Origin of the sequence: Thalassolituus maritimus (assembly GCF_900156675.1) — a bacterium.
Lineage (GTDB): Bacteria > Pseudomonadota > Gammaproteobacteria > Pseudomonadales > Oceanobacteraceae > Thalassolituus > Thalassolituus maritimus.
Window position 1 is genome coordinate 170,774 of sequence record NZ_FTOH01000005.1, and the last position, 20,297, is coordinate 191,070.

Here is a 20,297-nt window from a genome sequence, read left to right on the forward strand (position 1 = left end):
AGAGAGACCTATGACCTTTGAACGAATCAACATCGCCGAAGCCAAATCGTTACTTGATGAAGCTGATGTCCGTATTGCTGACATCCGCGATGCCCAGAGTTTCAATGATAACCATATAAAGGGCTCGGTGAATGTTGATAACGACAACCTGCCTGAGTTCATGCAGAACACACCGAAAGATGCTCCGCTTATTGTGTGCTGTTACCACGGTAACTCCAGTCAGGGTGCTGCGCAGTTCTTTGCCGCTCAGGGCTATTCTCGAGTGTTCAGCCTGGACGGTGGTTTCGAAATGTGGAAGCTCGCCGTTCCTGAATTGTGCGCTCGCTGAGCGCACTCCATCTCCTCTTTCAGCCCCAGTACTTCCCTTCTCCAGCGCACTGCAAAAGCCGTAGACCGTTTTTTCAGGCATGTGCATTTTTATCCGGCTTTTCTGTCAAATCGTGTCTTTGATCACATTGGTCAGCTAATAATGCTGCATGCCGGCACAAGCTGTGCATACTGATTATACGACGTCAAAGAAACATAAATTCTCTGGCCAACAACAACGGATAAGGGACATACTGGTCCCAGACATAGCAATTTTTTACAGGGTTTTATGTAACGGAAACATATATTCGGACAGACCGATAAGGGGTGAACCATGAGCGTATTCAGTCGTTTTCAGGAGCGCTATCGCGACACGCAGGAAGAGGTAATGAGCCTTCAGGACTACCTTGAGCTCTGCAAACAGGATCCCACCGTTTATGCCTCCGCGGCAGAACGAATGCTAATGGCCATTGGTGAGCCAGAAATCATCGACACCTCCCGGGATCTTCGTCTGAGCCGGATATTTTCCAACAAAGTCATCAAGCGCTACCCAGCCTTCTCTGAGTTTTACGGTATGGAAGACGCCGTCGAGAACATAGTCTCCTACTTCCGTCACGCTGCGCAGGGGCTCGAAGAGCGTAAACAGATCCTGTATCTGTTAGGCCCGGTCGGTGGTGGTAAATCCTCACTCGCCGAACGTCTGAAAGAGTTAATTCAACGTATTCCTTTTTACGCCATTAAAGGCTCGCCTGTCTTTGAGTCGCCCATGGGACTGTTTGACCCCAACGAAGATGGGGCGATTCTGGAAGAAGACTACGGCATTCCACGCCGCTATCTTGGCAAAGTCATGTCTCCGTGGGCCGTTAAGCGCCTCCATGAATTAGGCGGTGACATCAGTAAGTTTGAAGTCGTAAAACTCTACCCGTCCATTCTCGATCAGACGGGGGTGGCCAAAACCGAACCCGGTGACGAAAACAACCAGGACATTTCATCTCTGGTCGGTAAAGTCGATATCCGCAAGCTGGAAGACTACGCCCAGGATGACCCGGATGCTTACGCTTACTCAGGCGCACTCTGTCGTGCCAACCAGGGGCTGATGGAGTTTGTCGAGATGTTCAAGGCGCCTATTAAGGTGCTCCACCCATTACTGACAGCGACTCAGGAAGGCAACTACAACGGCACCGAAGGCATGGGGGCGATTCCTTTCGAAGGCGTCATCCTCGCTCACTCAAATGAATCCGAGTGGCAGGCATTCCGCAACAATAAAAACAACGAGGCTTTCCTCGACCGTGTTTATATTGTGAAAGTGCCCTACTGCCTGCGCGTTGATGAAGAAATAAACATCTACAAAAAACTGCTGGAGCATTCGTCACTGGCTGAATCGCCATGTGCGCCTGACACCCTGTCGATGTTGGCCCAGTTCACTGTACTTTCGCGCTTAAAAGTCCCGGAGAATTCCAGCGTCTACTCGAAGATGCGGATCTACAACGGCGAGAATCTGAAAGACACAGATCCGAAAGCCAAGTCGATTCAGGAATACAAAGATGGAGCTGGCGTCGATGAGGGTATGAGCGGCATCTCCACCCGCTTTGCTTTCAAAATTCTCTCCAAGGTATTCAACTTCGACTCAACCGAGGTGGCCGCCAACCCAGTGCACCTGATGTATGTCCTGGAGCAGGCGATTGAACAGGAGCAGTTCCCTGAGGAAACGCAGAATCGCTACCTGAACTACCTGAAGGAATACCTGGCCACCGAGTATGTGAACTTTATCGGTAAAGAAATTCAGACCGCCTACCTCGAGTCGTATGCCGAATATGGTCAGAATATCTTTGATCGTTACGTTACCTATGCCGATTTCTGGATTCAGGATCAGGAATATCGAGACCCGGAAACCGGTGAAATGCTCGACCGAGTATCGATCAATGAAGAACTCGAGAAAATCGAAAAATCCGCAGGCATCAGTAATCCGAAAGATTTCCGCAATGAAATCGTGAACTTCGTACTGCGTGCCCGTGCCAACAATAATGGTAATAACCCCAGCTGGCAGTCTTACGAGAAGATGCGCTCCGTTATCGAGAAGAAAATGTTCTCGAATACTGAAGATCTTCTGCCGGTCATATCCTTCTCCGCAAAATCTTCGAACGAAGATCAGAAGAAGCACGACGACTTCGTCGCGCGTATGACCGAGCGTGGCTACACCGAGAAACAGGTTCGCCTGCTTTCTGAGTGGTATCTGCGCGTTCGTAAGTCACAGTAATTGTCTGCGGGCACCTGGTCGCTGGGTGCCCGCTGAGAGAGGGTTGAATGTCATATATTATTGACCGACGCTTGAACGGAAAAAATAAAAGTATGGTCAACCGCCAGCGTTTCTTACGACGCTATCGCGGCCATATCAAAGACGCAGTGCAGGATGCCGTAAACCGCCGTTCCATCACAGATATGGATCGCGGCGAGCAGATCAGTATTCCCACCAAAAATACGCACGAACCTCGTATCGGCCATGGACAGGGGGGCCGACAACACCGCGTATACCCAGGCAATAAAGAGTTCAATACCGGCGATGAGCTGGAGAAGCCACAAGGTGGAGGCGGTGGCCAGGGTAGCGGACAAGCCAGTAATCAGGGCGAAGGCGAAGAAGACTTCACTTTTGCCATTACCCGGGAAGAATTCCTGAATTATCTGTTTGATGATCTGGCATTGCCTAACATGGTGAAGCAGTCATTGGCGCGTACTAAAAACTTCAAGACCCGTCGCGCAGGCTTTGTCTCTGAAGGCACGCCAAACAATCTCTCAGTGGTAAAGTCGATGCGCAATGCCCATGCACGCCGCATCGGAATGGGCGCTGGTAAGCGTCGTAAGTTAAAAGAACTTGAGGCTGCATTGGCTGATGCAGAAAACCGTGGCGACTCAGGTGCGGTTGCAACGCTGAAAGCCGACATTGCTGATCTTGAGCGTCGCCTCAAGAAGATCCCTTTCCTTGACGATATTGACCTGCGCTATCGCAACCAGGTCAAAGTGCCTGTGCCTACCAGCAAAGCCGTGATGTTCTGTCTGATGGATGTCTCGGGCTCAATGACGCAGGACGTCAAAGACATGGCTAAGCGTTTCTATCTGCTGCTGTATCTTTTTCTGGAGCGTAATTACGAACAGATTGAGATTGTATTTATCCGCCACCACACCAGTGCCAAAGAGGTAACCGAAGAAGAGTTTTTCTATTCGCGGGAGACAGGCGGCACCATCGTCTCCAGTGCCCTGAAACTGATGAATGAGATCGTAAAATCACGCTACGACGAAAACGAGTGGAATATCTACGCAGCTCAGGCATCGGATGGCGATAACTGGGATGATGACTCCCCTCAGTGCGCTGAAATACTACGAAACGAACTGCTGCCCGTAGTTCAGTACTTCTCATACATCGAGATTACGCCGCACAACCATCAGGCGCTTTGGGAAGCCTACCAGCAGGTCGGCAGTGAGTTTAAAAAGAACTTTGCGATGGCTCAGATCCGAGGCCCTGAGGATATATTCCCGGTATTCCGCGAGCTGTTCTCAAAAGAGCAGTATGAGGAGGCAATATGAGTAACTACATATCCACCGATTCGGACTGGACCTTTGCACTCCTCGAAGAATACGACAGCGAAATAGCGCGCGTCGCGGCCCACTATCGGCTCGATACTTATCCGAATCAGATCGAAGTTATCAGTGCAGAGCAAATGATGGACGCTTACTCGTCGGTCGGTATGCCAATCGGCTACAACCACTGGTCTTACGGTAAGCAGTTTCTCGCCACTCAGAAAGGTTATCAACGCGGTCAGATGGGGTTGGCATATGAGATCGTCATTAACTCCAATCCCTGTATTGCCTACCTGATGGAAGAAAACACCCTGCCGATGCAGGCACTGGTGATTGCTCATGCCTGCTATGGGCATAACTCATTCTTTAAGAATAACTACCTGTTCCGCACCTGGACGGATGCGGGCTCCATCATTGATTATCTGGTGTTCGCCAAAAATTATGTACGCAAATGCGAAGAACGCTACGGTCAGGATGAAGTTGAGCAGGTTCTTGATGCCTGCCATGCTCTGCAGAATTACGGTGTCGACCGCTACCGCCGGCCAAAGCCAATTTCTGCAGCCGAAGAACGCATGCGCCAGGAAGAACGTGAAGAAATCCGCCAGCAACAACTGAACGATCTATGGCGCACCCTTCCAACCAAGAAACAGAATGGCGATGCAGCCCAGAAGAAGCGCAAGTTCCCGTCAGAGCCGCAAGAAAACATTCTGTATTTTATAGAGAAAAATGCGCCTTTATTACAGCCCTGGCAGCGTGAACTGGTTCGTATCGTTCGTAAAATATCTCAGTACTTTTACCCACAACGCCAGACTCAGGTTATGAACGAAGGCTGGGCGACGTTCTGGCACTACACACTGCTGAACCATCTTTACGACGAGGGCAAAGTTAACGATGGTTTTATGATGGAGTTTCTTACTTCACATACCAACGTAGTGTATCAACCTGGATTTGATTCACCCTACTTCAGCGGTATTAACCCCTACGCACTGGGCTTTAATATGTTCCAGGATATTAAGCGTATATGCGAAGACCCTACCGATGAAGACCGCGAGTGGTTCCCGGATATTGCAGGAAAGAACTGGCTGGATACTCTGCACTTTGCCATGCGTGACTTTAAAGATGAGAGCTTTATTCAGCAATTTCTGTCACCTAAGTTGATGCGCGACTTTCACTTGTTCTCTATTTACGACGACGAAGCAGCGGATCACTATCGCGTTGATGCGATTCACAACGACAGCGGCTTCCGCCGATTAAGAGAAACCCTCGCACGCCAGTACGACCTGTCGGTGCGGGAACCGAATATTCAGATCACAAACGTTGATATTGAAGGCGACCGCTCAATCACCCTGAGGCACACGCAGCAGGATGGAATGCCACTCGCCGGAGATACGTACGAAGTACTCAAACATATTCACCTGCTCTGGGGCTTTGATGTTCATCTTGAAAGCTGGGATGGCGATAAAATGCTGAAACGGATGAGCTGTCCGTCGATATCAGTAGAACTTTGACTTAGCGCTTTGACTTAGCGCTTATAGTCGACGCTTTGATTTATTGCGCTGACTCGTCAGCCGATCATATAAACGGGGAAAGTATGAGGCAGCGGCTGTTGTTTACTCAACAGCCGGGACCATCAATCACCTACCAGGCAATCACCATATCATCACGCTGAATCGCTAAACGCTCTGCAGGGCCGCCCAGCTCAGCAATAACAAACTGTGGCTGCACCTGCTTAACCACAGCTTCGGCGGCCATATCAGTCAGTTCAGTGCGCGGCTCCAGATCCAGGTTGTACAGAGTTCCTGTGCGATACACTTTTAATGTATCCCCCGGCCGTAAACCAGCGGCAGCGCTTGCTTCTATGTGCAGACGATTGCCGCGCGCCCTGACGATACGGGCCATAAAAGGCTGACAGCGCAACATTTCATCAACGTCACCGGCTGCTCGCTTGAGAATATCAGCCACTTCAGTGCCGTAAGACGTCGCCCAGAACTGCGGCGTTGCAAAGCCGGTTTTTTCATTTCGCGGCGCTTCCCACTCACCTTCTGTGCGGTATGAGCGCTGGAACAACATGGCACCACTGAGCCCGTCATGAACAAACACATCCATGACAAAATCACGCGTCGGCGCTGAAGAAAAACCCATCAACCGACTGGCAAATCCGCTTTTCTGTGGTGTATGCAATGCCAGATCACGCACCACACCCGATACTACATATTGAGCACCGAGCTGCGTCGCCAGCGCCACTGAGGTTGTCAGACGCTGCTGAGCAGTTTCTGCTGACGGCGCACGCCGAGGATCCTGATAGAGGCTGATCCGGGTTGCGTCGAGCGCGTGCACACCACCACCCGAATTGAGCTCCGCAGCAAGCCAGCGCGGTAAGCCCTGTTCAATATTTTCTAATCGCCCTAAAGTAGCCTGCTGTGGCTGCGCCAGTCCGAAACCGGCAACGGCCACGGCTTTCCGGTAACTCTGCACGGATGCAGGACACAAGGCCGCTTCGTCGACGTCCGCACGAATTGTGACTTCGTACATGCCGTTCACTGTGTCTTCACGCAGGATCTCAACATCACTGACCTGCGAACGGGTCGATACGCGCACAGTGTCTGTACTGACGACGCCTTTCTCCATTAACTGCATTCCGCTGATCTGTGCACCTGCCTGTAAACTGGCCTGATGCAGCGCATCTTCCATCGCCTGCTCACGTGCATACGACAGCGCCCCTTCAACCGGAGCACGACCAGTCACCTGCACTACTTCGGCCTGAGTATGACCAAACGGGAGTGCCAGCAGTCCGACAAGTAACGAAGATAAACGGAAGCGTTTCATAGCAAAGTCCCTTACTCGATGAAGTAGAAGCCGCTCTCAGGCACAGAGGCTTCGCCCTGAACACGGTTACGCTGGCTGGCAGCAAACTGCTGAGCATCACGCCCACCAAGAGGCACCCTGCAATCCACGTTAAAGCGTTGGTTGTCCATCGTCTGCAGGCAGTTACGGAAGCCCTGATCGATGATCATCTCAAGTACGGTTTCTGCACTGCCATCTGGCATCAGGTCTGTAGAAACAACCCGCGCACCATGCATATAAGTTTCTACATAGCTGCGGAATCTGTCGTTCTGTACGACCATATCGCGTACGGTAGTGCTGCCCTGAACCGAGGTACCGTATACCCGCTCAGCCATGGCCCTGTAGGCATCCATTTTGGACGCACGAATGGCCATCAGACGCTTCTGAACCGACGACTGCTTAGCAGCGTCATCAATAGCGCCGTAGCCGACGACCCGGAGCACCATAGGCGCAACAGGGTCAATTTCCTGTTCGACAGGCTTAAAGAATTGCTCAGGTGGTGCACTGGCATTGCCCTGATCCAGAACCGGTCCGGCACAGGCGGTTAACAATCCTGCAGAGAGCACCAGGGCCCCTGCGGTTACACATTTCAGCTTCATATCTGACTCCATACCAGCAGCAGGTGGATCACCATCCACCCCTGACTTGTTTTGCTATAAGACGGCTATCGGCCGATATGAAGAAAAGTTAAGACGATTGACGCTCACTTTTTTGTACTGACTTTGTAACCGCAGGATAGCGACCGGCGACCAGTGCTCTTAACCACCGGTCCGGTGAGCGATGCCATTGGTACACAGCCAGCGATGCGAGCAGAATGGCGGCGCCGGCAAAGCTCTCCCACTGCAGGCGTTCACCCCGCAACATATAGCCCCAGAAAATAGCGAGGACAGGTGCAACCAGCGTGATCAGCGTCACTCTTGAAGTCGGGAGCTGCCGCAGAATATAAAAGTAGAGAACAAAAGCGAGCAGCGAACCACAGGTAATCAGATAGCCCAGCGCAGCAAAAGAAATGACATCCTTTTCTTGCGGAATATGCACACCGAAGAAGGGGACCGTAAAGAGATACAGCAACCCCGACACCCAGAGCGTGCCGCTCGTCTGAACCATGGGATGAATCCCTGCTCCAACCTGCTTCACCCAGACCGCACTGCCAGCGAAACACAATACCGACACCACACTGCCTACAATGCCACGCCAGGCCAGACCGTCCATCGAAATGCGTGCTGACACCACCAGCGCCAGTCCCGCCAGCGCCATCACCAAAGCAAACGAACGTACAGGAGTGAGTTCACGCTCACGTAGAACAACATAAGCCAAGGCCCCCGACAGCATTGGGGAAAGCCCATAAATCACTGAAATCAATCCCGATGGAATATGTGCAGCCCCCCAGTACACCGACATCATCGCGCCATAGATCCCAAGACTGCCGCCCAGATAACTCTGCAATGCCTGTTTATTGAAGACGAGGCGCTGGCGCATCAACCAGACCAGGGGCAGGGACAGTAAGGCGCTGACCCACATACGCAGACTGACGGCCGTAAAGAAATCGAGCCCGTTCTGGCTGAATTGAATTGCCACTGGCGTGGTGGACCAGATCAGTACCACCAGAAGATACGCCACTATAATTTTCATAAGTCACCTATAGCCTACCGGGCTCTACCATGAACCCGGGGTGTGTTTTGGCAACACAGCGACCAGAAACAAAAAAGGCCGCATCAAGTGCGGCCTTTGAGAATAATCCGTTAACAGTTAATCATTCTCCGGCCCCACTATTGTCACAACGGGCAATACGACACACGCGCACGACCATTCGCAGCGCTGCTGGCGCCGCGAACATCTTCGCTGAGAAATGTGTCAGTTGTGAAAACACAGAGTGATTCCGAAAAATTAAATTGCTGTTACGAAAGATTACGCACGACTTTTACGATTCGCAACCGATTTCTGAAATTGCATCTAGTATTAATTGCATCCGTATTCACGTATTCCTGAGGATGCACTCATGTTAAAACGCTCTCTTCTTGGCAGTGCTGTGCTGCTCGCCAGCAGCTACGCCACAGCCACCCCTTTTATGCCGATGGATGCCCGAGGTCTGGCCATGGGCAACACAGGTGTTGCCAGTGCTAAATTAGCGCACGCTCCCGCCTACAACCCATCCCTGCTATCGCAGGCTGAAAGCAGCGATGACTTTGCCCTGATTTTTCCGCAGATCGGGGTCAACCTGGCAGACGAAGCAGGCCTCGAGGATGAAGCAACCCGACTCGATGACGACATTATCCCGCGCATTGACGCCGCCTTCGAAGAGCGCGGCGCCGGCGACCCGGTGAACTTTAACAAAGCTGTTGAAAATATGACCGCTGCTGCAGAACAGCTGGGTGTTCAGATTGATTCGATGGACGATGTTGATGGTCGTACCAATGCACAAAAAGCCGCTGACTTGCGCACTGACAATCAGGCGTTTGGTGACAGTATTTCGGCAACGAACACCGAGCTTCAGGAAGTTGAGTCTGCCACTGATGACATGATCGACAGCTTACGTACTATCTCCGGTGACCCTCTACGCGGGCGCTTGGGTATTGGTGGCGCAGTCGCGATTCCGGGTAAAAAACTGGCAGCGGCTGTCAGCTTTAAGGCCGACGTTAACGCCTCAGCTCGCATTCTGTTCAGTGGCAATGACGCAAACCTGCTGGGTGCCTATGTGCCTGCTGCATCCGGTTATCTCGAAGCCTCTAATGGTATTACTGACAGTGTTGACGACCTGGCCGACGAAGTAGAAGGCGGCACCGCAACTACTGCAGATCTGAATAACACAAAGAGTGCCGTTGATGAGGTAAACACCTATACCTCCGACCCAGTACAGACTGCTGGCGGTAATATCAGTATTTTTGAAAACGGTGAGATCTCGAACGCAGCATCCGATCCATCGTTTGATTCACAGTATGAAATCGTAGCCATTGGCATTGCCGAAGTGGGCCTGAGCCTGTCTCGTGAGTTTATGATCGCCGACAAGCCTGTGGCCATTGGTATTACACCTAAGCTGCAACAGGTAGCGACTTACCACTACGTTGGTCAGGTGGACGAAGAAGACAACGCACCTGACGTTGAACTCGAAGATTCTGAGCGCACTTCTAACCACATCAACCTGGACATCGGTACCTCCTTCTACGTCGATCCACAGGAGCGCCTGCGTGTCGGTATCGTTATTCAGGACCTGATCAGCAAAGACTTCGAATACGCTGAAGTTGCAGTGGATGGCGATGCGGACGGCGAAGTCGCCGCCGGTGGTAAAGTGAGCCTGAAACCGAAACTGCGCGCCGGTGTTGCCTATACCCGTGACTGGTACAACCTTGCCGCAGACCTCGATCTGACTGAGAACGAAGCTCTGGCATTTGAAGATCCAACACAGTACCTGTCAGTCGGTGGCGAAGTCGATCTGGCGGGCTGGGCTCAGCTGCGTGCCGGTTTGCGAACTAACCTCGCAGGTGAGAGCAACGTTGTTTCACTGGGCGCGGGTGTATCACCTTTCGGTGTTCACTTTGACCTGGCAGCAATGATGGATATTTCCGATCCAGAAAAAGAACTGGGCCTGGCTCTGGAAACTGGCTTCTACTTCTAACGCCAGCGACATCCCGGTACACTCAAAGGCCATCTTATCCGATGGCCTTTTTTATTTTCTGAGTACGTTATGCAGACCTATCTTGTTGGCGGCGCAGTCCGCGATCATCTTCTCAATCGCCCGGTAAAAGACAATGACTGGGTGGTTGTTGGTGCAACGCCCGAAGAAATGATCGGCAAGGGGTATGAACAGGTTGGCGCCGATTTTCCGGTATTTCTGCATCCTGATACGAAAGAAGAATACGCACTCGCACGCACCGAGCGGAAAAGCGGAAAAGGTTATCAGGGTTTTGTCTGTGACTTTTCGTCCGCCGTGACACTCGAAGAAGACCTGCTGCGCCGCGACCTGACCATCAATGCCATAGCCCAGGACAAGGACGGCAAAATTATCGACCCTTATAACGGCCAGACGGATCTGCAGGACCGGGTACTGCGTCATGTTTCTCCTGCCTTTCAGGAAGATCCATTGCGAGTATTGCGCGTCGCACGCTTCGCCGCTCGCTTTGCTGGTCTGGGCTTTCGTATTGCCGACGAAACCATGAACCTGATGAAGCAAATGGTCGTTGATAACGAACTTGATCATCTGGTCGCTGAACGGGTCTGGACTGAAACTCAGCGATCACTGGGCGAAAACAGCCCTGATACGTATTTCCGTGTACTGCGCGAATGCGGTGCTCTGAAAGTATGGTTTGAAGAGCTCGATGCTCTCTTTGGAGTTCCCCAACCTGAAAAGCATCATCCGGAAATTGATACCGGTGAGCATGCGCTACTCTGCTTACAAGCCGCACAGAAGCTCAGCGACTCGACGGCTGTGCGCTGGGCTGCGCTGATTCATGACCTCGGTAAAGGCCGCACACCAGAAAGCGAATGGCCGCGCCATTTGGGTCATGAGAAAAAAGGACTTTCACCGGTCAAGCAACTCTGTAATCGCCTGAAAGCTCCGAACGACGCTAAAACATTGGCACTGCTAAGCAGCGAATTCCATACCCATGTTCACCGCGCCTTCGAGTTGCGACCAGACACTTTGCTGAAATTATTCGATCAGGTCGACGCATGGCGTCGGCCCGAACGATTTGAGGATTTTCTATTGGTCTGTATTGCTGACGCGCGCGGCAGAACCGGGCTGGAAGAATGCGATTACCCGCAAGCCGAATACTGCCGTAAAGCGTTAAAAGAAGCGCTGACAATAACGGCGCAGGATATTATTGCGACGGGCATACAAGGGGCGGAAATTCGTCCGGCTCTGGCCAAAGCTCGTACAGACCACCTTAAAGGCTGGAAGTCGGCTCAGTCGATTTAACATCAGCCAGCGTTGCACCTTCAACAATCACTTTTTCAAGTGGCTGGTCACTGACGTGCGGCCAGTATTCTTTTAGTGGCGTCTTATTTTTCGGGCAGAGTCCCTCTGGCCATAAATCCAATAATGGACGCAGTACAAACGCATAACGCCAGACATCAATACGCGGAAGCGAAATACCATCGATATCGCCACTTAACTCGTCTACCACAAGAATATCGATATCCAGTGCGCGGTCTGAATATTTTTTGGCGTCGGGCTGTCGTCCGAATTCTGTTTCAATGGCTTTTAATCGGGTATTTAATTCCGCCACCGTACAATCGGTATGCGCTTCTACCACCAGATTAATAAAAGCCGGGCCACTGAAGCCAACGGCCTCAGAACGATAGCAGGGAGAGACAGCAACGATTTTAACGTCATCGGCCAAGCGCTTCAGGCCCAGAGGAATATTCTGCTCAGGCGACAGGTTGGCTCCGACCCCTAAAAACACATGCGCCATCAGCTGATACCACGCTCAATGACTAATCCAACAGCGCGAGCCTGTGGCACCACTGCAGGCTTTTCTACACGAATACTTAACCACGGCATGCCAAATTCCTGCAGCAAGCCATCGGCCAGACGTTCGAGTAAGGATTCCAATAACTGAAAGTGCTGCTCACGCACAAAGCGTTCGATATATTCAGTCACCGCCTGATAATCGAGCGCGTGCATTAAATCGTCGGTCTGAGCAGCCACCCGAATATCCCAGGCCATCTCAAGATCAAATACCAATGGCTGACGTACCTGTTTTTCCCAGTCGTATACGCCAATCACAGCGTCGACCTTTAATTCGCTGATAAAGACTTTATCCATAACCAGCTCCTTAATTACCTGACGCCAGAGGTTTAAGTTCTGTCATTGGCCAGCGCGGTACACACGACACGGCGATATCCGATACTTCCCCCGCATTCAGACGCTGAGCACCCGCGTAGGCAATCATGGCGCCGTTGTCTGTACAGAGTGCAGGCCGTGGATAGTACACGCGCCCTTTCAGCTGCTCAGCAGTCACCTTTAACTGTTCACGCAACATGCGGTTTGCACCTACACCGCCAGCGATAATCAGACGATTCACACCGGTCTGCTTCATTGCGCGTTTACATTTAATAGCCAGAGTATCGACCACTGCGGTCTGAAAGCCTGCGGCTATGTCTTTTTTATCCTGTTCAGCAAGAACACCGTCGACGGCGCAGTTAAGGATGGTCGTACGGGTAAAGGTTTTCAGGCCACTGAAACTGAAATCCAGACCCGGGCGGTCTGTCATTGGGCGCGGAAAACTGAAACGGCCTGCATCACCCTCATCGGCCAGCTTACTCAAGGCCGGTCCACCCGGATACGGCAGCCCCATCATCTTAGCGGCTTTATCAAAGGCTTCACCGGCCGCGTCATCGAGCGATTCACCCAACAACTCGTACTCACCAATACCTTCTACTTTGACGAGCTGAGTGTGGCCACCGGAAACCAGCAGAGCAATAAAAGGAAACTCGGGTACGTCGTCTTCTAACATGGGCGCGAGCAGGTGACCTTCCATATGATGAACACCTACGGCTGGAATACCCAGAGACCAGGCCAGAGAACGCCCCAGGCAGGCTCCCACAAGCAGCGCACCTACCAGACCGGGTCCACTGGTATACGCAATGCCTCCCAGATCCTGCAGGGTATGCCCCGCTTCTTCCATGACCTCACGAATCAATGGCAGACCTTTTCTTACGTGGTCACGGGAAGCCAGTTCAGGAACAACACCACCGTACTCAGCATGGACAGCGATCTGTGAATACACTCTGTGCGCCAACAGCCCGCGTTCGGTGTCATACAACGCGACTCCGGTCTCATCACAGGAGGTTTCTAACCCCAATACCAGCATAACTAACCTCTGTTCCGCTCTCTGAGGGCTCAGGCAGACTGCCTATTCCGACCCTAAACCGCGCATGATACTGCTACCTAACGACACACGCCACTCACACACCATGACGCTCTCAGAATCGACAGTAAAAACCCCTTTGCATTCCTCAGGCAAAGTCTATAGAATGCCCGCCCTCTGACTGGGACTACTGTGTCCCCACTATACCGAATTGACAAACATGTAGGTGATTGGATGCCAGCTGTAAAAGTTAAAGAAAACGAGCCGTTTGACGTTGCACTGCGTCGCTTCAAGCGTTCATGTGAAAAAGCAGGCGTACTGTCTGAAGTACGTCGTCGTGAGCACTACGAGAAGCCAACCTGGGTTCGTAAGCGTAAAGCCGCTGCTGCTGTTAAGCGCCACCTGAAGAAGGTTCAGCGCGAACAGCGTAAGATGACTCGCCTGTACTGATACACGCGACATCTGTTGAGGACTGACACATGAGCCTGACCGCAACCGTTAAAGATGCTGTGAAAGCAGCAATGCGTGCGAAAGAAAAAGAGCGCCTAAGCGCACTTCGTCTGATCACCGCAGAATTTAAAAAGGTTGAAGTCGACGAGCGAATCGAAGTTGATGACGCACGAGCTTTAGAGATTCTCGACAAAATGTGTAAGCAACGCCGTGACAGCATCAAGCAGTATCAGGATGCTGGACGTGACGAGCTGGCCGCTGTTGAACAGGCAGAAATCGATGTTATCAGCGAATTTCTGCCAGAAGCGATCAGTGATGAAGAGCTGTCCCAGATGGTCTCAGATGCAATTGCACAGTCCGGTGCTGCAGGCATGCAGGACATGGGTAAAGTGATGGGCATCCTCAAACCCAAAGTGCAGGGCCGTGCCGATATGGGCAAGGTCAGCCAGATGGTGAAGTCCCAGTTCTGATTCATCGCACACGCGTTGATACAGCAAAGCGCCAATAGCTCATGCTACTGGCGCTTTTCGCGTTTCTGAAGATAATAACTTTGAGACTGATTGCGGATACACACCCGAATGGCCGGCCGGATACCCCAGAGCTTTATTGATGAACTTCTCGCCCGCGTCGATGTTGTCGACGTGGTCGACAGTCGTGTGAAGCTAAAAAAGACCGGCAAGAACTACTCCGCCTGCTGCCCTTTCCACAATGAAAACACACCCTCGTTCACGGTCAGCCCAGACAAGCAATTTTATTATTGCTTCGGCTGTGGTGCTTCCGGGACAGCCTTGCGTTTCGTTATGGAATTCGACGGCCTGAGTTTTCCAGATGCCGTTGAAAAACTCGCCGACCAGATGAACATGGCCGTGCCCCGTGAAGCTGCCAGCCAGCGGGAAGTCCAGCAGGAGCAGGAACACCAGTCACTGTTCAAGCGGATGGAAGCTGCCAGCCAGTTTTTTGAGCGACAGCTGCGCGAACATGATAAGCGCGACCGAGCTATTCAATACCTGAAAGGCCGTGGTCTTTCAGGCAAGGCTGCTAAGTTTTTTGGTATCGGCTATGCCCCACCCGGCTGGGATAACCTGCAGGAAACCCTGGGCACAGACAAAACTGCGGTACGTGAATTAGTCACCAGCGGCATGCTGATTGAAAAAGACGACGGTCGCACATACGACCGCTTCCGTGATCGTATTATGTTCCCGATCCGGGATGCCCGCGGACGTTACATCGCTTTTGGTGGACGCGTATTAGGTGACGAAAAACCGAAATACCTGAACTCTCCAGAAACGCCGATTTTCCAGAAAAACCGCGAACTTTATGGTCTCTACGAAGCGCGAAAAATACGTCAGAAACTGACTCGTTTCGTGATTGTTGAAGGCTATATGGACGTCGTTGCACTTGCTGAGTTTGGCATCCATTACGCCGTCGCGACACTAGGCACGGCTACCAGCGAGCATCACCTGCGCCGGCTGTTTAAGATCGTCCCTGAAGTTATCTTCTGTTTTGACGGCGACGACGCTGGGCGCACTGCTGCAGCGCGTGCCATGGAAACAGCCCTGCCCGTCCTCAGCGATGGCGTCCAGGCAAGGTTCCTGTTCCTTCCCGATGGTGAAGACCCGGATACCCTGGTCAGGCAGGAAGGGCGGGATGGCTTTGAGAAACGTCTCAATGAGTCTCTGCACCTCCCTGAGTTTCTGTTCGAGCAGCTCAAGCAACAAGTCGATTTTGATACCTTAGATGGTAAGGCCCGCCTCGATAAAATGGCAGCGCCACTGATCGGCAAACTTCCAAAAGGCACACTGAGAAGCCTGATGGAAAAACGCCTTGAAGACATGATAGGGACACGCAGCGCTGCGATGGCCGCGGTGAATGAAACTACTCCAGAGCCGGAGCCCGAAATTGACGACGGCGTCTCCATGCCAGACATCATTACCGAACCGGTTCCGCCCAGCCATGCACCAGATACCGAAGACCCTCTCGCGCCCATGGTGCACAGAGCGATTTCCAGTCTGGTGCGATTTCCGGGGCTCGCACAGGAACTGAGTATTCCCGAGACCGAAGCCGAAACTGAATACGAGCGGTTGTTGTTTGAAATTCTCAAGCGGTTACACCAGTCTCCACAGCAGGAAAGCATTGGCCTGTTGATTCAATGGATAGGCAGTCCTTACGAGCCTGAACTTAAAGCGCTCGCAGATCACCCGGAAAGCGACCAGATACGCCCGGTTGCTGCCGACGTGAGGGTGGTGCTTGAACGGATGACGGCCCGCAAAGACGACCGCGCTCTGGAAGAACTTGAGGCTAAGTTTCACCGTGGCGAAAAGCTGACCCCGGAAGAACGATCTCAACTGCACGAACTCAAGAAGCAGCGGAAACAAAGAAACCACAAACGCACGGGCATATATCATCGTCACTGACTTGAAAATTGCCCGCTTCAACCCAAACTTACTAACTACGCAGCCACCCCGCTCCGGTCCGCCAGCCACGGGGGAACAATCTCTGCCAAGTCTGGCCTAAACAGTCGTCTAATCACTGGCTTAAGCAGAGGTTAAGCGGTATACTTCGCGGTTTTCTTCCGCCTTAAAAATTCGGAACACAGGGCTTCTATGTCGACCAGTACGCAACAATCCCGTCTCAAAGAACTTATCGCCAAAGGTAAAGAGCAGGGTTACCTCACCTATGCACAGGTGAATGACCACCTGCCAGACGATATTGCAAACCCGGATCAGGTTGAAGATATCATCCGTATGATTAATGACATCGGTATTCCTGTGTCAGAAGTTGCCCCGGATGGCGAGTCCCTGTTCATGTCTGAGACTGCCGACGACGCTGCTGCAGAAGAAGCTGCCGCTGCTCTGGCATCTGTAGAATCCGATGTGGGCCGCACAACTGACCCAGTGCGCATGTACATGCGTGAAATGGGAACCGTTGAACTTCTGACCCGTGAAGGCGAAATCGTTATCGCCAAACGCATCGAAGAAGGCATCCGCGAAGTGATGTCTGCACTGGCGTATTTCCCAGGTGCAGTACAGCGCATCATGACGGCCTTCCAGGAAGCCGAAGAAGACCCGAACCGCGTTGGCGATATTTTCAGTGGTTTCATCGACCCGACACCAGACGGTGAAATCACCCCTCCTGGCCCATCTGCAGCTCAGAAAGAAGAAGCTAAAGAAGCCAGCGATGACGACGACGATGATGATTCTGAAGAAGACAGCGGCATCGACATGGCTGAAGTGGTACGCCGCTTCACCGAAATCAACAACGCTAATATCGCTGTAAACAAAGCCATCGAGAAGCATGGCCGTGCCAGCAAGCAAGCAGAAAAAGCGATTGCTGCTCTGGCTGAACTGTTCGCACCGATCAAGCTGACGCCTAAGCACTTCGACGTACTCGTCAGCGATGCGCGTGCAGCACTTGATGCCATCCGTGCTCAGGAACGTCAGATCATGGTTCTGATGACCCGCAAAAGCGGCATGAACCGCAAAGAATTCATCGGTGGATTCCCGGGTAACGAAGTCAACAACGAATGGGTTGAAGAGCTGATTGCAGCCGGCAAACCTTATTCAGACAAACTCGATACCTACAAGCTCGAAATCTTCCGTTGCCAGAAGAAGATCAAAGCTGTCGCCGATAGCGTTGGTCTGAGCATTCCAGAAATTAAAGAAGTTAACCGTCGCGTTTCTATCGGTGAAGCACGTGCCCGCCGCGCTAAGAAAGAAATGGTAGAAGCTAACCTGCGTCTGGTTATCTCGATTGCTAAAAAGTACACCAATCGTGGTCTGCAGTTCCTTGATCTGATTCAGGAAGGCAACATCGGTCTGATGAAAGCCGTCGACAAGTTCGAATACCGTCGTGGTTACAAGTTCTCGACTTATGCCACATGGTGGATTCGTCAGGCGATTACGCGTTCGATTGCAGACCAAGCGCGTACTATCCGTATTCCGGTTCACATGATTGAAACCATCAACAAACTGAACCGTATCTCTCGTCAAATGCTTCAGGAAATGGGCCGTGAGCCAACGCCTGAAGAACTGGCAGAGCGTATGGAAATGCCAGAAGACAAAATCCGTAAAGTCCTGAAGATCGCTAAAGAGCCGATCTCCATGGAAACGCCAATCGGTGACGATGAAGATTCACACCTCGGTGACTTCATTGAAGACACCCAGTCTTCATCGCCGCTGGATACAGCCACCAACGACGGCCTCACAGAAGCCACCCGTTCTGTGCTGTCTGGCCTGACCGCTCGTGAGTCAAAAGTACTGCGTATGCGCTTTGGTATCGACATGAACACTGACCACACCCTTGAGGAAGTTGGTAAGCAGTTCGACGTTACCCGTGAGCGTATCCGTCAGATCGAAGCCAAAGCACTGCGTAAGCTTCGTCACCCGACTCGCTCAGAACACCTGCGTAGCTTTATCGACGAGTAAGCTAAACCTGCTCTGCGATCAGAATAACCCGGCCAATGCCGGGTTATTTTTTGCTCAAATTTCCAGAAAAATCAAAGCACTGGCACTCATGAGTAATGGTGCTTATAATGCTGCGCAGTCATATCAGATGACTGCTCTACATGAGCCTCGTACCGAGCTCTATGTAGGAGGCGGATCACATCCGCAAGCGGCTAACATACCGCTATCTTTGTAGGAGGGGATCTTATCCCCGACACGCTCTGCAAGTGCTGACAAGACGTACCGGTTTGGACCGGAACAACGCAGTCAACGCGAAGCAGGCGAAGTATTTACAAGCTCTGCGATTGCTGACAAGGCGTACCGCAGATTATCGAAGGAGTGTAGCGAGCCTACATGACTGAGATAATCGAGGAACAACGCAGTCAAAGCGATGCAGGCGAAGTAAATGGGCCTTTAGCTCAGTTGGTTAGAGCATCCGACTCATAATCGGCAGGTCCCCAGTTCAAGTCTGGGAAGGCCCACCATTTTTACTTCTATTATTTCTCAGGATGCGAGCATCCGACTCAACTCTCTAGCGCCACAGGTCACCAGTTCAAGTCTGGGAAGGCCCACCATTTTTACTTCTACAATTTCTCAGGATGCGAGCATCCGACTCAACTCTCTAGCTCCACAGGCCCCCGGCTCAAGTCTGGGAAGGCCCACCATTTTTACTTCTATTAATTCTCAGGATGCGAGCATCCGGCTTAACTATTCAATTACCGCGGCCACTTCGAATGCAGCGCATCGATGACGTATGGATGGCCCTGCTTCCCGGGCCAGTGCTTCTAATTCCAGCGTTTGTCATCTGGCTGGGTGGGCGCTGGGGTATCGCGGCATTGCCGCCAGTGGCTTATCGCAGCAAGTGAGTCAGACTGGCTGAGGATTTAATTCCACCGACATGTGAACCAGCTGGTGGAAGTCATGTAGCCAATGTTTTACATCGTCTGCGTGAATACCGGGGCCTGCATCTGCGGCTATGACACATGAATAGTGTTGCTTACCGACGCGCCAGATATGCAGATCAGTCAAGGTGATCTCTGAACGGGATTCCAGGCAGCTGCGCACTTTATCCACCACAGGGCTATCCATTTCTGCATCCAGCAGCACACTGCTGGTCTCACGGATCAGGCCGACGGCCCATACCGCAACGACAACAGAGCCCACGATTCCCATGACGGGGTCCAGCCAGGCCGCTCCCCAGATCTTGCCGCTGACCAGTGCCACAATCGCAAACAGTGACGTCATTGCGTCGGTCAGAACGTGCAGATACGCTGCGCGCAGGTTCAGATCGTGGTGGTGTTCGTGATGGTCATGACTGTGATCATGGTCGTCATGATGATGGTCGTGGTGATGGTGCGAATGGCCATGGTGATGGTGGTCGCCTTTCAGTAACCAGGCGCAAGCCAGATTAACGAGCAGCCCCAGTACAGCCACGAGTATTGCCTGGTCGTACTGTATATCCTCTGGCGAAATCAGGCGCTCTACCGATTGAACCAGCATCAGGCCCGCGATAGCGATCAGAAAAATCGCACTGGTATAGCCTCCCAGTACCTCAATCTTCCAGGTGCCGAAGGCAAACCGGGGATGATCCGACAGTCGTCGCGCCGCGGCATAAGCGGCGACTGCCAGGCCAAGAGCCAGCGCATGTGAACTCATATGCCAGCCATCGGCGAGCAGGGCCATCGAGTTGTAAATGAGGCCACCTGCAATTTCTGCGACCATCATGACGACAGTCAGTAATACCGCCCAGCGGGTGTTCCGCTCTGCCAGTGGATTACCTTCATCAAAAACGTGGGAATGCTGTCTGTCTGCGCTGCTCATGGGCTAGTGTCCGGGGCCGTGTTTATATACTATACCCCAGTATACTTTAATGATT

The 20,297-nt window shown here is 52.2% G+C and carries 17 protein-coding genes, 1 tRNA gene and 1 pseudogene; 12 read left to right on the forward strand and 7 right to left on the reverse strand.

The features are described from left to right. Positions 1-10: 10 nt before the first annotated feature. The 4 genes from glpE (at position 11) to BW941_RS09400 (ending at position 5,387) form a co-directional block, all read left to right on the forward strand. Positions 11-328, forward strand: a complete 318-nt coding sequence (glpE, locus tag BW941_RS09385; protein ID WP_076515480.1) for a thiosulfate sulfurtransferase GlpE — start codon at positions 11-13, stop codon at positions 326-328. 312 nt (positions 329-640) lie between these two features. Beyond that, a complete protein-coding gene (locus BW941_RS09390; RefSeq protein WP_068441632.1) occupies positions 641-2,563 on the forward strand; it encodes a PrkA family serine protein kinase in 1,923 nt (640 codons plus the stop codon). 47 nt (positions 2,564-2,610) lie between these two features. Next, positions 2,611-3,885, forward strand: coding sequence for a YeaH/YhbH family protein (locus tag BW941_RS09395; RefSeq protein ID WP_076515482.1), 1,275 nt, complete (start codon positions 2,611-2,613; stop codon positions 3,883-3,885). Next, on the forward strand, positions 3,882-5,387 hold the full coding sequence (locus BW941_RS09400) for a SpoVR family protein (RefSeq protein WP_076515484.1): 1,506 nt from the start codon (positions 3,882-3,884) through the stop codon (positions 5,385-5,387). Before BW941_RS09395 ends, BW941_RS09400 begins: the two co-directional genes overlap by 4 nt. A 130-nt stretch (positions 5,388-5,517) precedes the next feature. On the opposite strand, the gene BW941_RS09405 is transcribed toward BW941_RS09400, so the two are convergent. The 3 genes from BW941_RS09405 to BW941_RS09415 all read right to left on the reverse strand — a co-directional run bounded on the left by BW941_RS09405 (position 5,518) and on the right by BW941_RS09415 (position 8,355). Further along, positions 5,518-6,705, reverse strand: coding sequence for a flagellar assembly protein FlgT (locus BW941_RS09405; protein WP_076515486.1), 1,188 nt, complete (start codon positions 6,703-6,705; stop codon positions 5,518-5,520). 11 nt (positions 6,706-6,716) lie between these two features. Further along, complete coding sequence (locus BW941_RS09410) at positions 6,717-7,322, reverse strand: LPP20 family lipoprotein (RefSeq protein ID WP_068441647.1); 606 nt, start codon at positions 7,320-7,322, stop codon at positions 6,717-6,719. 88 nt (positions 7,323-7,410) lie between these two features. Next, complete coding sequence (locus BW941_RS09415; protein ID WP_076515488.1) at positions 7,411-8,355, reverse strand: DMT family transporter; 945 nt, start codon at positions 8,353-8,355, stop codon at positions 7,411-7,413. Positions 8,356-8,722: 367 nt separating this feature from the next. On the opposite strand from BW941_RS09415, the gene traF reads away from it, so the two are divergent. Together traF and BW941_RS09425 are read left to right on the forward strand one after the other, a co-directional pair. Beyond that, positions 8,723-10,336 carry a conjugal transfer protein TraF gene (traF, locus tag BW941_RS09420; RefSeq protein ID WP_076515490.1) on the forward strand — a complete coding sequence of 538 codons (1,614 nt, stop codon included), beginning with the start codon at positions 8,723-8,725 and terminating at the stop codon, positions 10,334-10,336. A gap of 69 nt (positions 10,337-10,405) precedes the next feature. After that, a complete protein-coding gene (locus BW941_RS09425) occupies positions 10,406-11,635 on the forward strand; it encodes a multifunctional CCA addition/repair protein (RefSeq protein WP_076515492.1) in 1,230 nt (409 codons plus the stop codon). On the opposite strand, the gene folK is transcribed toward BW941_RS09425, so the two are convergent. From folK to tsaD, 3 genes are read right to left on the reverse strand one after another with little or no spacing between them, the layout of a single operon-like run. Next, complete coding sequence (folK, locus tag BW941_RS09430) at positions 11,604-12,131, reverse strand: 2-amino-4-hydroxy-6-hydroxymethyldihydropteridine diphosphokinase (protein ID WP_076515494.1); 528 nt, start codon at positions 12,129-12,131, stop codon at positions 11,604-11,606. The genes BW941_RS09425 and folK overlap by 32 nt on opposite strands. Next, on the reverse strand, positions 12,131-12,484 hold the full coding sequence (gene folB / locus BW941_RS09435) for a dihydroneopterin aldolase (protein WP_068437521.1): 354 nt from the start codon (positions 12,482-12,484) through the stop codon (positions 12,131-12,133). The genes folK and folB overlap by 1 nt, the downstream gene beginning before the upstream one ends. Positions 12,485-12,494: 10 nt before the next feature. Beyond that, positions 12,495-13,532 (reverse strand): tRNA (adenosine(37)-N6)-threonylcarbamoyltransferase complex transferase subunit TsaD, encoded by a 1,038-nt coding sequence (gene tsaD / locus BW941_RS09440; protein ID WP_076515496.1) that lies wholly within the window; start codon positions 13,530-13,532, stop codon positions 12,495-12,497. Between the two features lie 231 nt (positions 13,533-13,763). On the opposite strand from tsaD, the gene rpsU reads away from it, so the two are divergent. The 6 genes and pseudogenes from rpsU to BW941_RS18045 all read left to right on the forward strand — a co-directional run bounded on the left by rpsU (position 13,764) and on the right by BW941_RS18045 (position 19,287). Further along, positions 13,764-13,979: a 30S ribosomal protein S21 gene (rpsU, locus tag BW941_RS09445; RefSeq protein WP_068441605.1), complete on the forward strand. Its 216-nt coding sequence runs from the start codon at positions 13,764-13,766 to the stop codon at positions 13,977-13,979. Positions 13,980-14,008: 29 nt separating this feature from the next. Continuing rightward, a complete protein-coding gene (locus BW941_RS09450) occupies positions 14,009-14,449 on the forward strand; it encodes a GatB/YqeY domain-containing protein (protein ID WP_076515498.1) in 441 nt (146 codons plus the stop codon). 108 nt (positions 14,450-14,557) lie between these two features. Further along, a complete protein-coding gene (gene dnaG / locus BW941_RS09455; protein ID WP_076515500.1) occupies positions 14,558-16,393 on the forward strand; it encodes a DNA primase in 1,836 nt (611 codons plus the stop codon). A 180-nt stretch (positions 16,394-16,573) separates the two neighbouring features. Further along, positions 16,574-18,403: pseudogene (rpoD, locus tag BW941_RS09460) on the forward strand (RNA polymerase sigma factor RpoD); the annotation flags it as partial. 426 nt (positions 18,404-18,829) lie between these two features. Beyond that, positions 18,830-18,906: transfer RNA gene (locus tag BW941_RS09465), tRNA-Ile, on the forward strand. Between the two features lie 249 nt (positions 18,907-19,155). Continuing rightward, positions 19,156-19,287, forward strand: a complete 132-nt coding sequence (locus tag BW941_RS18045) for a hypothetical protein (protein WP_273090620.1) — start codon at positions 19,156-19,158, stop codon at positions 19,285-19,287. A gap of 1 nt (position 19,288) precedes the next feature. Here the strand turns inward: BW941_RS18045 and dmeF are convergent, their stop codons facing one another. Further along, on the reverse strand, positions 19,289-20,242 hold the full coding sequence (dmeF, locus tag BW941_RS09470; protein ID WP_076515504.1) for a CDF family Co(II)/Ni(II) efflux transporter DmeF: 954 nt from the start codon (positions 20,240-20,242) through the stop codon (positions 19,289-19,291). Positions 20,243-20,297: the final 55 nt, after the last annotated feature.

What these genes read in the sequence shown, in the direction of transcription:
- glpE (WP_076515480.1), top strand. Translation starts at nt 11, where the DNA reads ATGACCTTTGAACGAATCAACATCGCCGAAGCCAAATCGTTACTTGAT.
- BW941_RS09450 (WP_076515498.1), top strand. Translation starts at nt 14,009, where the DNA reads ATGAGCCTGACCGCAACCGTTAAAGATGCTGTGAAAGCAGCAATGCGT.
- folK (WP_076515494.1), bottom strand. Translation starts at nt 12,131, where the DNA reads ATGGCGCATGTGTTTTTAGGGGTCGGAGCCAACCTGTCGCCTGAGCAG.
- BW941_RS09405 (WP_076515486.1), bottom strand. Translation starts at nt 6,705, where the DNA reads ATGAAACGCTTCCGTTTATCTTCGTTACTTGTCGGACTGCTGGCACTC.
- BW941_RS09400 (WP_076515484.1), top strand. Translation starts at nt 3,882, where the DNA reads ATGAGTAACTACATATCCACCGATTCGGACTGGACCTTTGCACTCCTC.
- BW941_RS09395 (WP_076515482.1), top strand. Translation starts at nt 2,611, where the DNA reads ATGTCATATATTATTGACCGACGCTTGAACGGAAAAAATAAAAGTATG.
- rpsU (WP_068441605.1), top strand. Translation starts at nt 13,764, where the DNA reads ATGCCAGCTGTAAAAGTTAAAGAAAACGAGCCGTTTGACGTTGCACTG.
- folB (WP_068437521.1), bottom strand. Translation starts at nt 12,484, where the DNA reads ATGGATAAAGTCTTTATCAGCGAATTAAAGGTCGACGCTGTGATTGGC.
- BW941_RS09390 (WP_068441632.1), top strand. Translation starts at nt 641, where the DNA reads ATGAGCGTATTCAGTCGTTTTCAGGAGCGCTATCGCGACACGCAGGAA.
- BW941_RS09425 (WP_076515492.1), top strand. Translation starts at nt 10,406, where the DNA reads ATGCAGACCTATCTTGTTGGCGGCGCAGTCCGCGATCATCTTCTCAAT.
- tsaD (WP_076515496.1), bottom strand. Translation starts at nt 13,532, where the DNA reads ATGCTGGTATTGGGGTTAGAAACCTCCTGTGATGAGACCGGAGTCGCG.
- BW941_RS09415 (WP_076515488.1), bottom strand. Translation starts at nt 8,355, where the DNA reads ATGAAAATTATAGTGGCGTATCTTCTGGTGGTACTGATCTGGTCCACC.
- traF (WP_076515490.1), top strand. Translation starts at nt 8,723, where the DNA reads ATGTTAAAACGCTCTCTTCTTGGCAGTGCTGTGCTGCTCGCCAGCAGC.
- BW941_RS18045 (WP_273090620.1), top strand. Translation starts at nt 19,156, where the DNA reads ATGCAGCGCATCGATGACGTATGGATGGCCCTGCTTCCCGGGCCAGTG.
- BW941_RS09410 (WP_068441647.1), bottom strand. Translation starts at nt 7,322, where the DNA reads ATGAAGCTGAAATGTGTAACCGCAGGGGCCCTGGTGCTCTCTGCAGGA.
- dnaG (WP_076515500.1), top strand. Translation starts at nt 14,558, where the DNA reads ATGGCCGGCCGGATACCCCAGAGCTTTATTGATGAACTTCTCGCCCGC.
- dmeF (WP_076515504.1), bottom strand. Translation starts at nt 20,242, where the DNA reads ATGAGCAGCGCAGACAGACAGCATTCCCACGTTTTTGATGAAGGTAAT.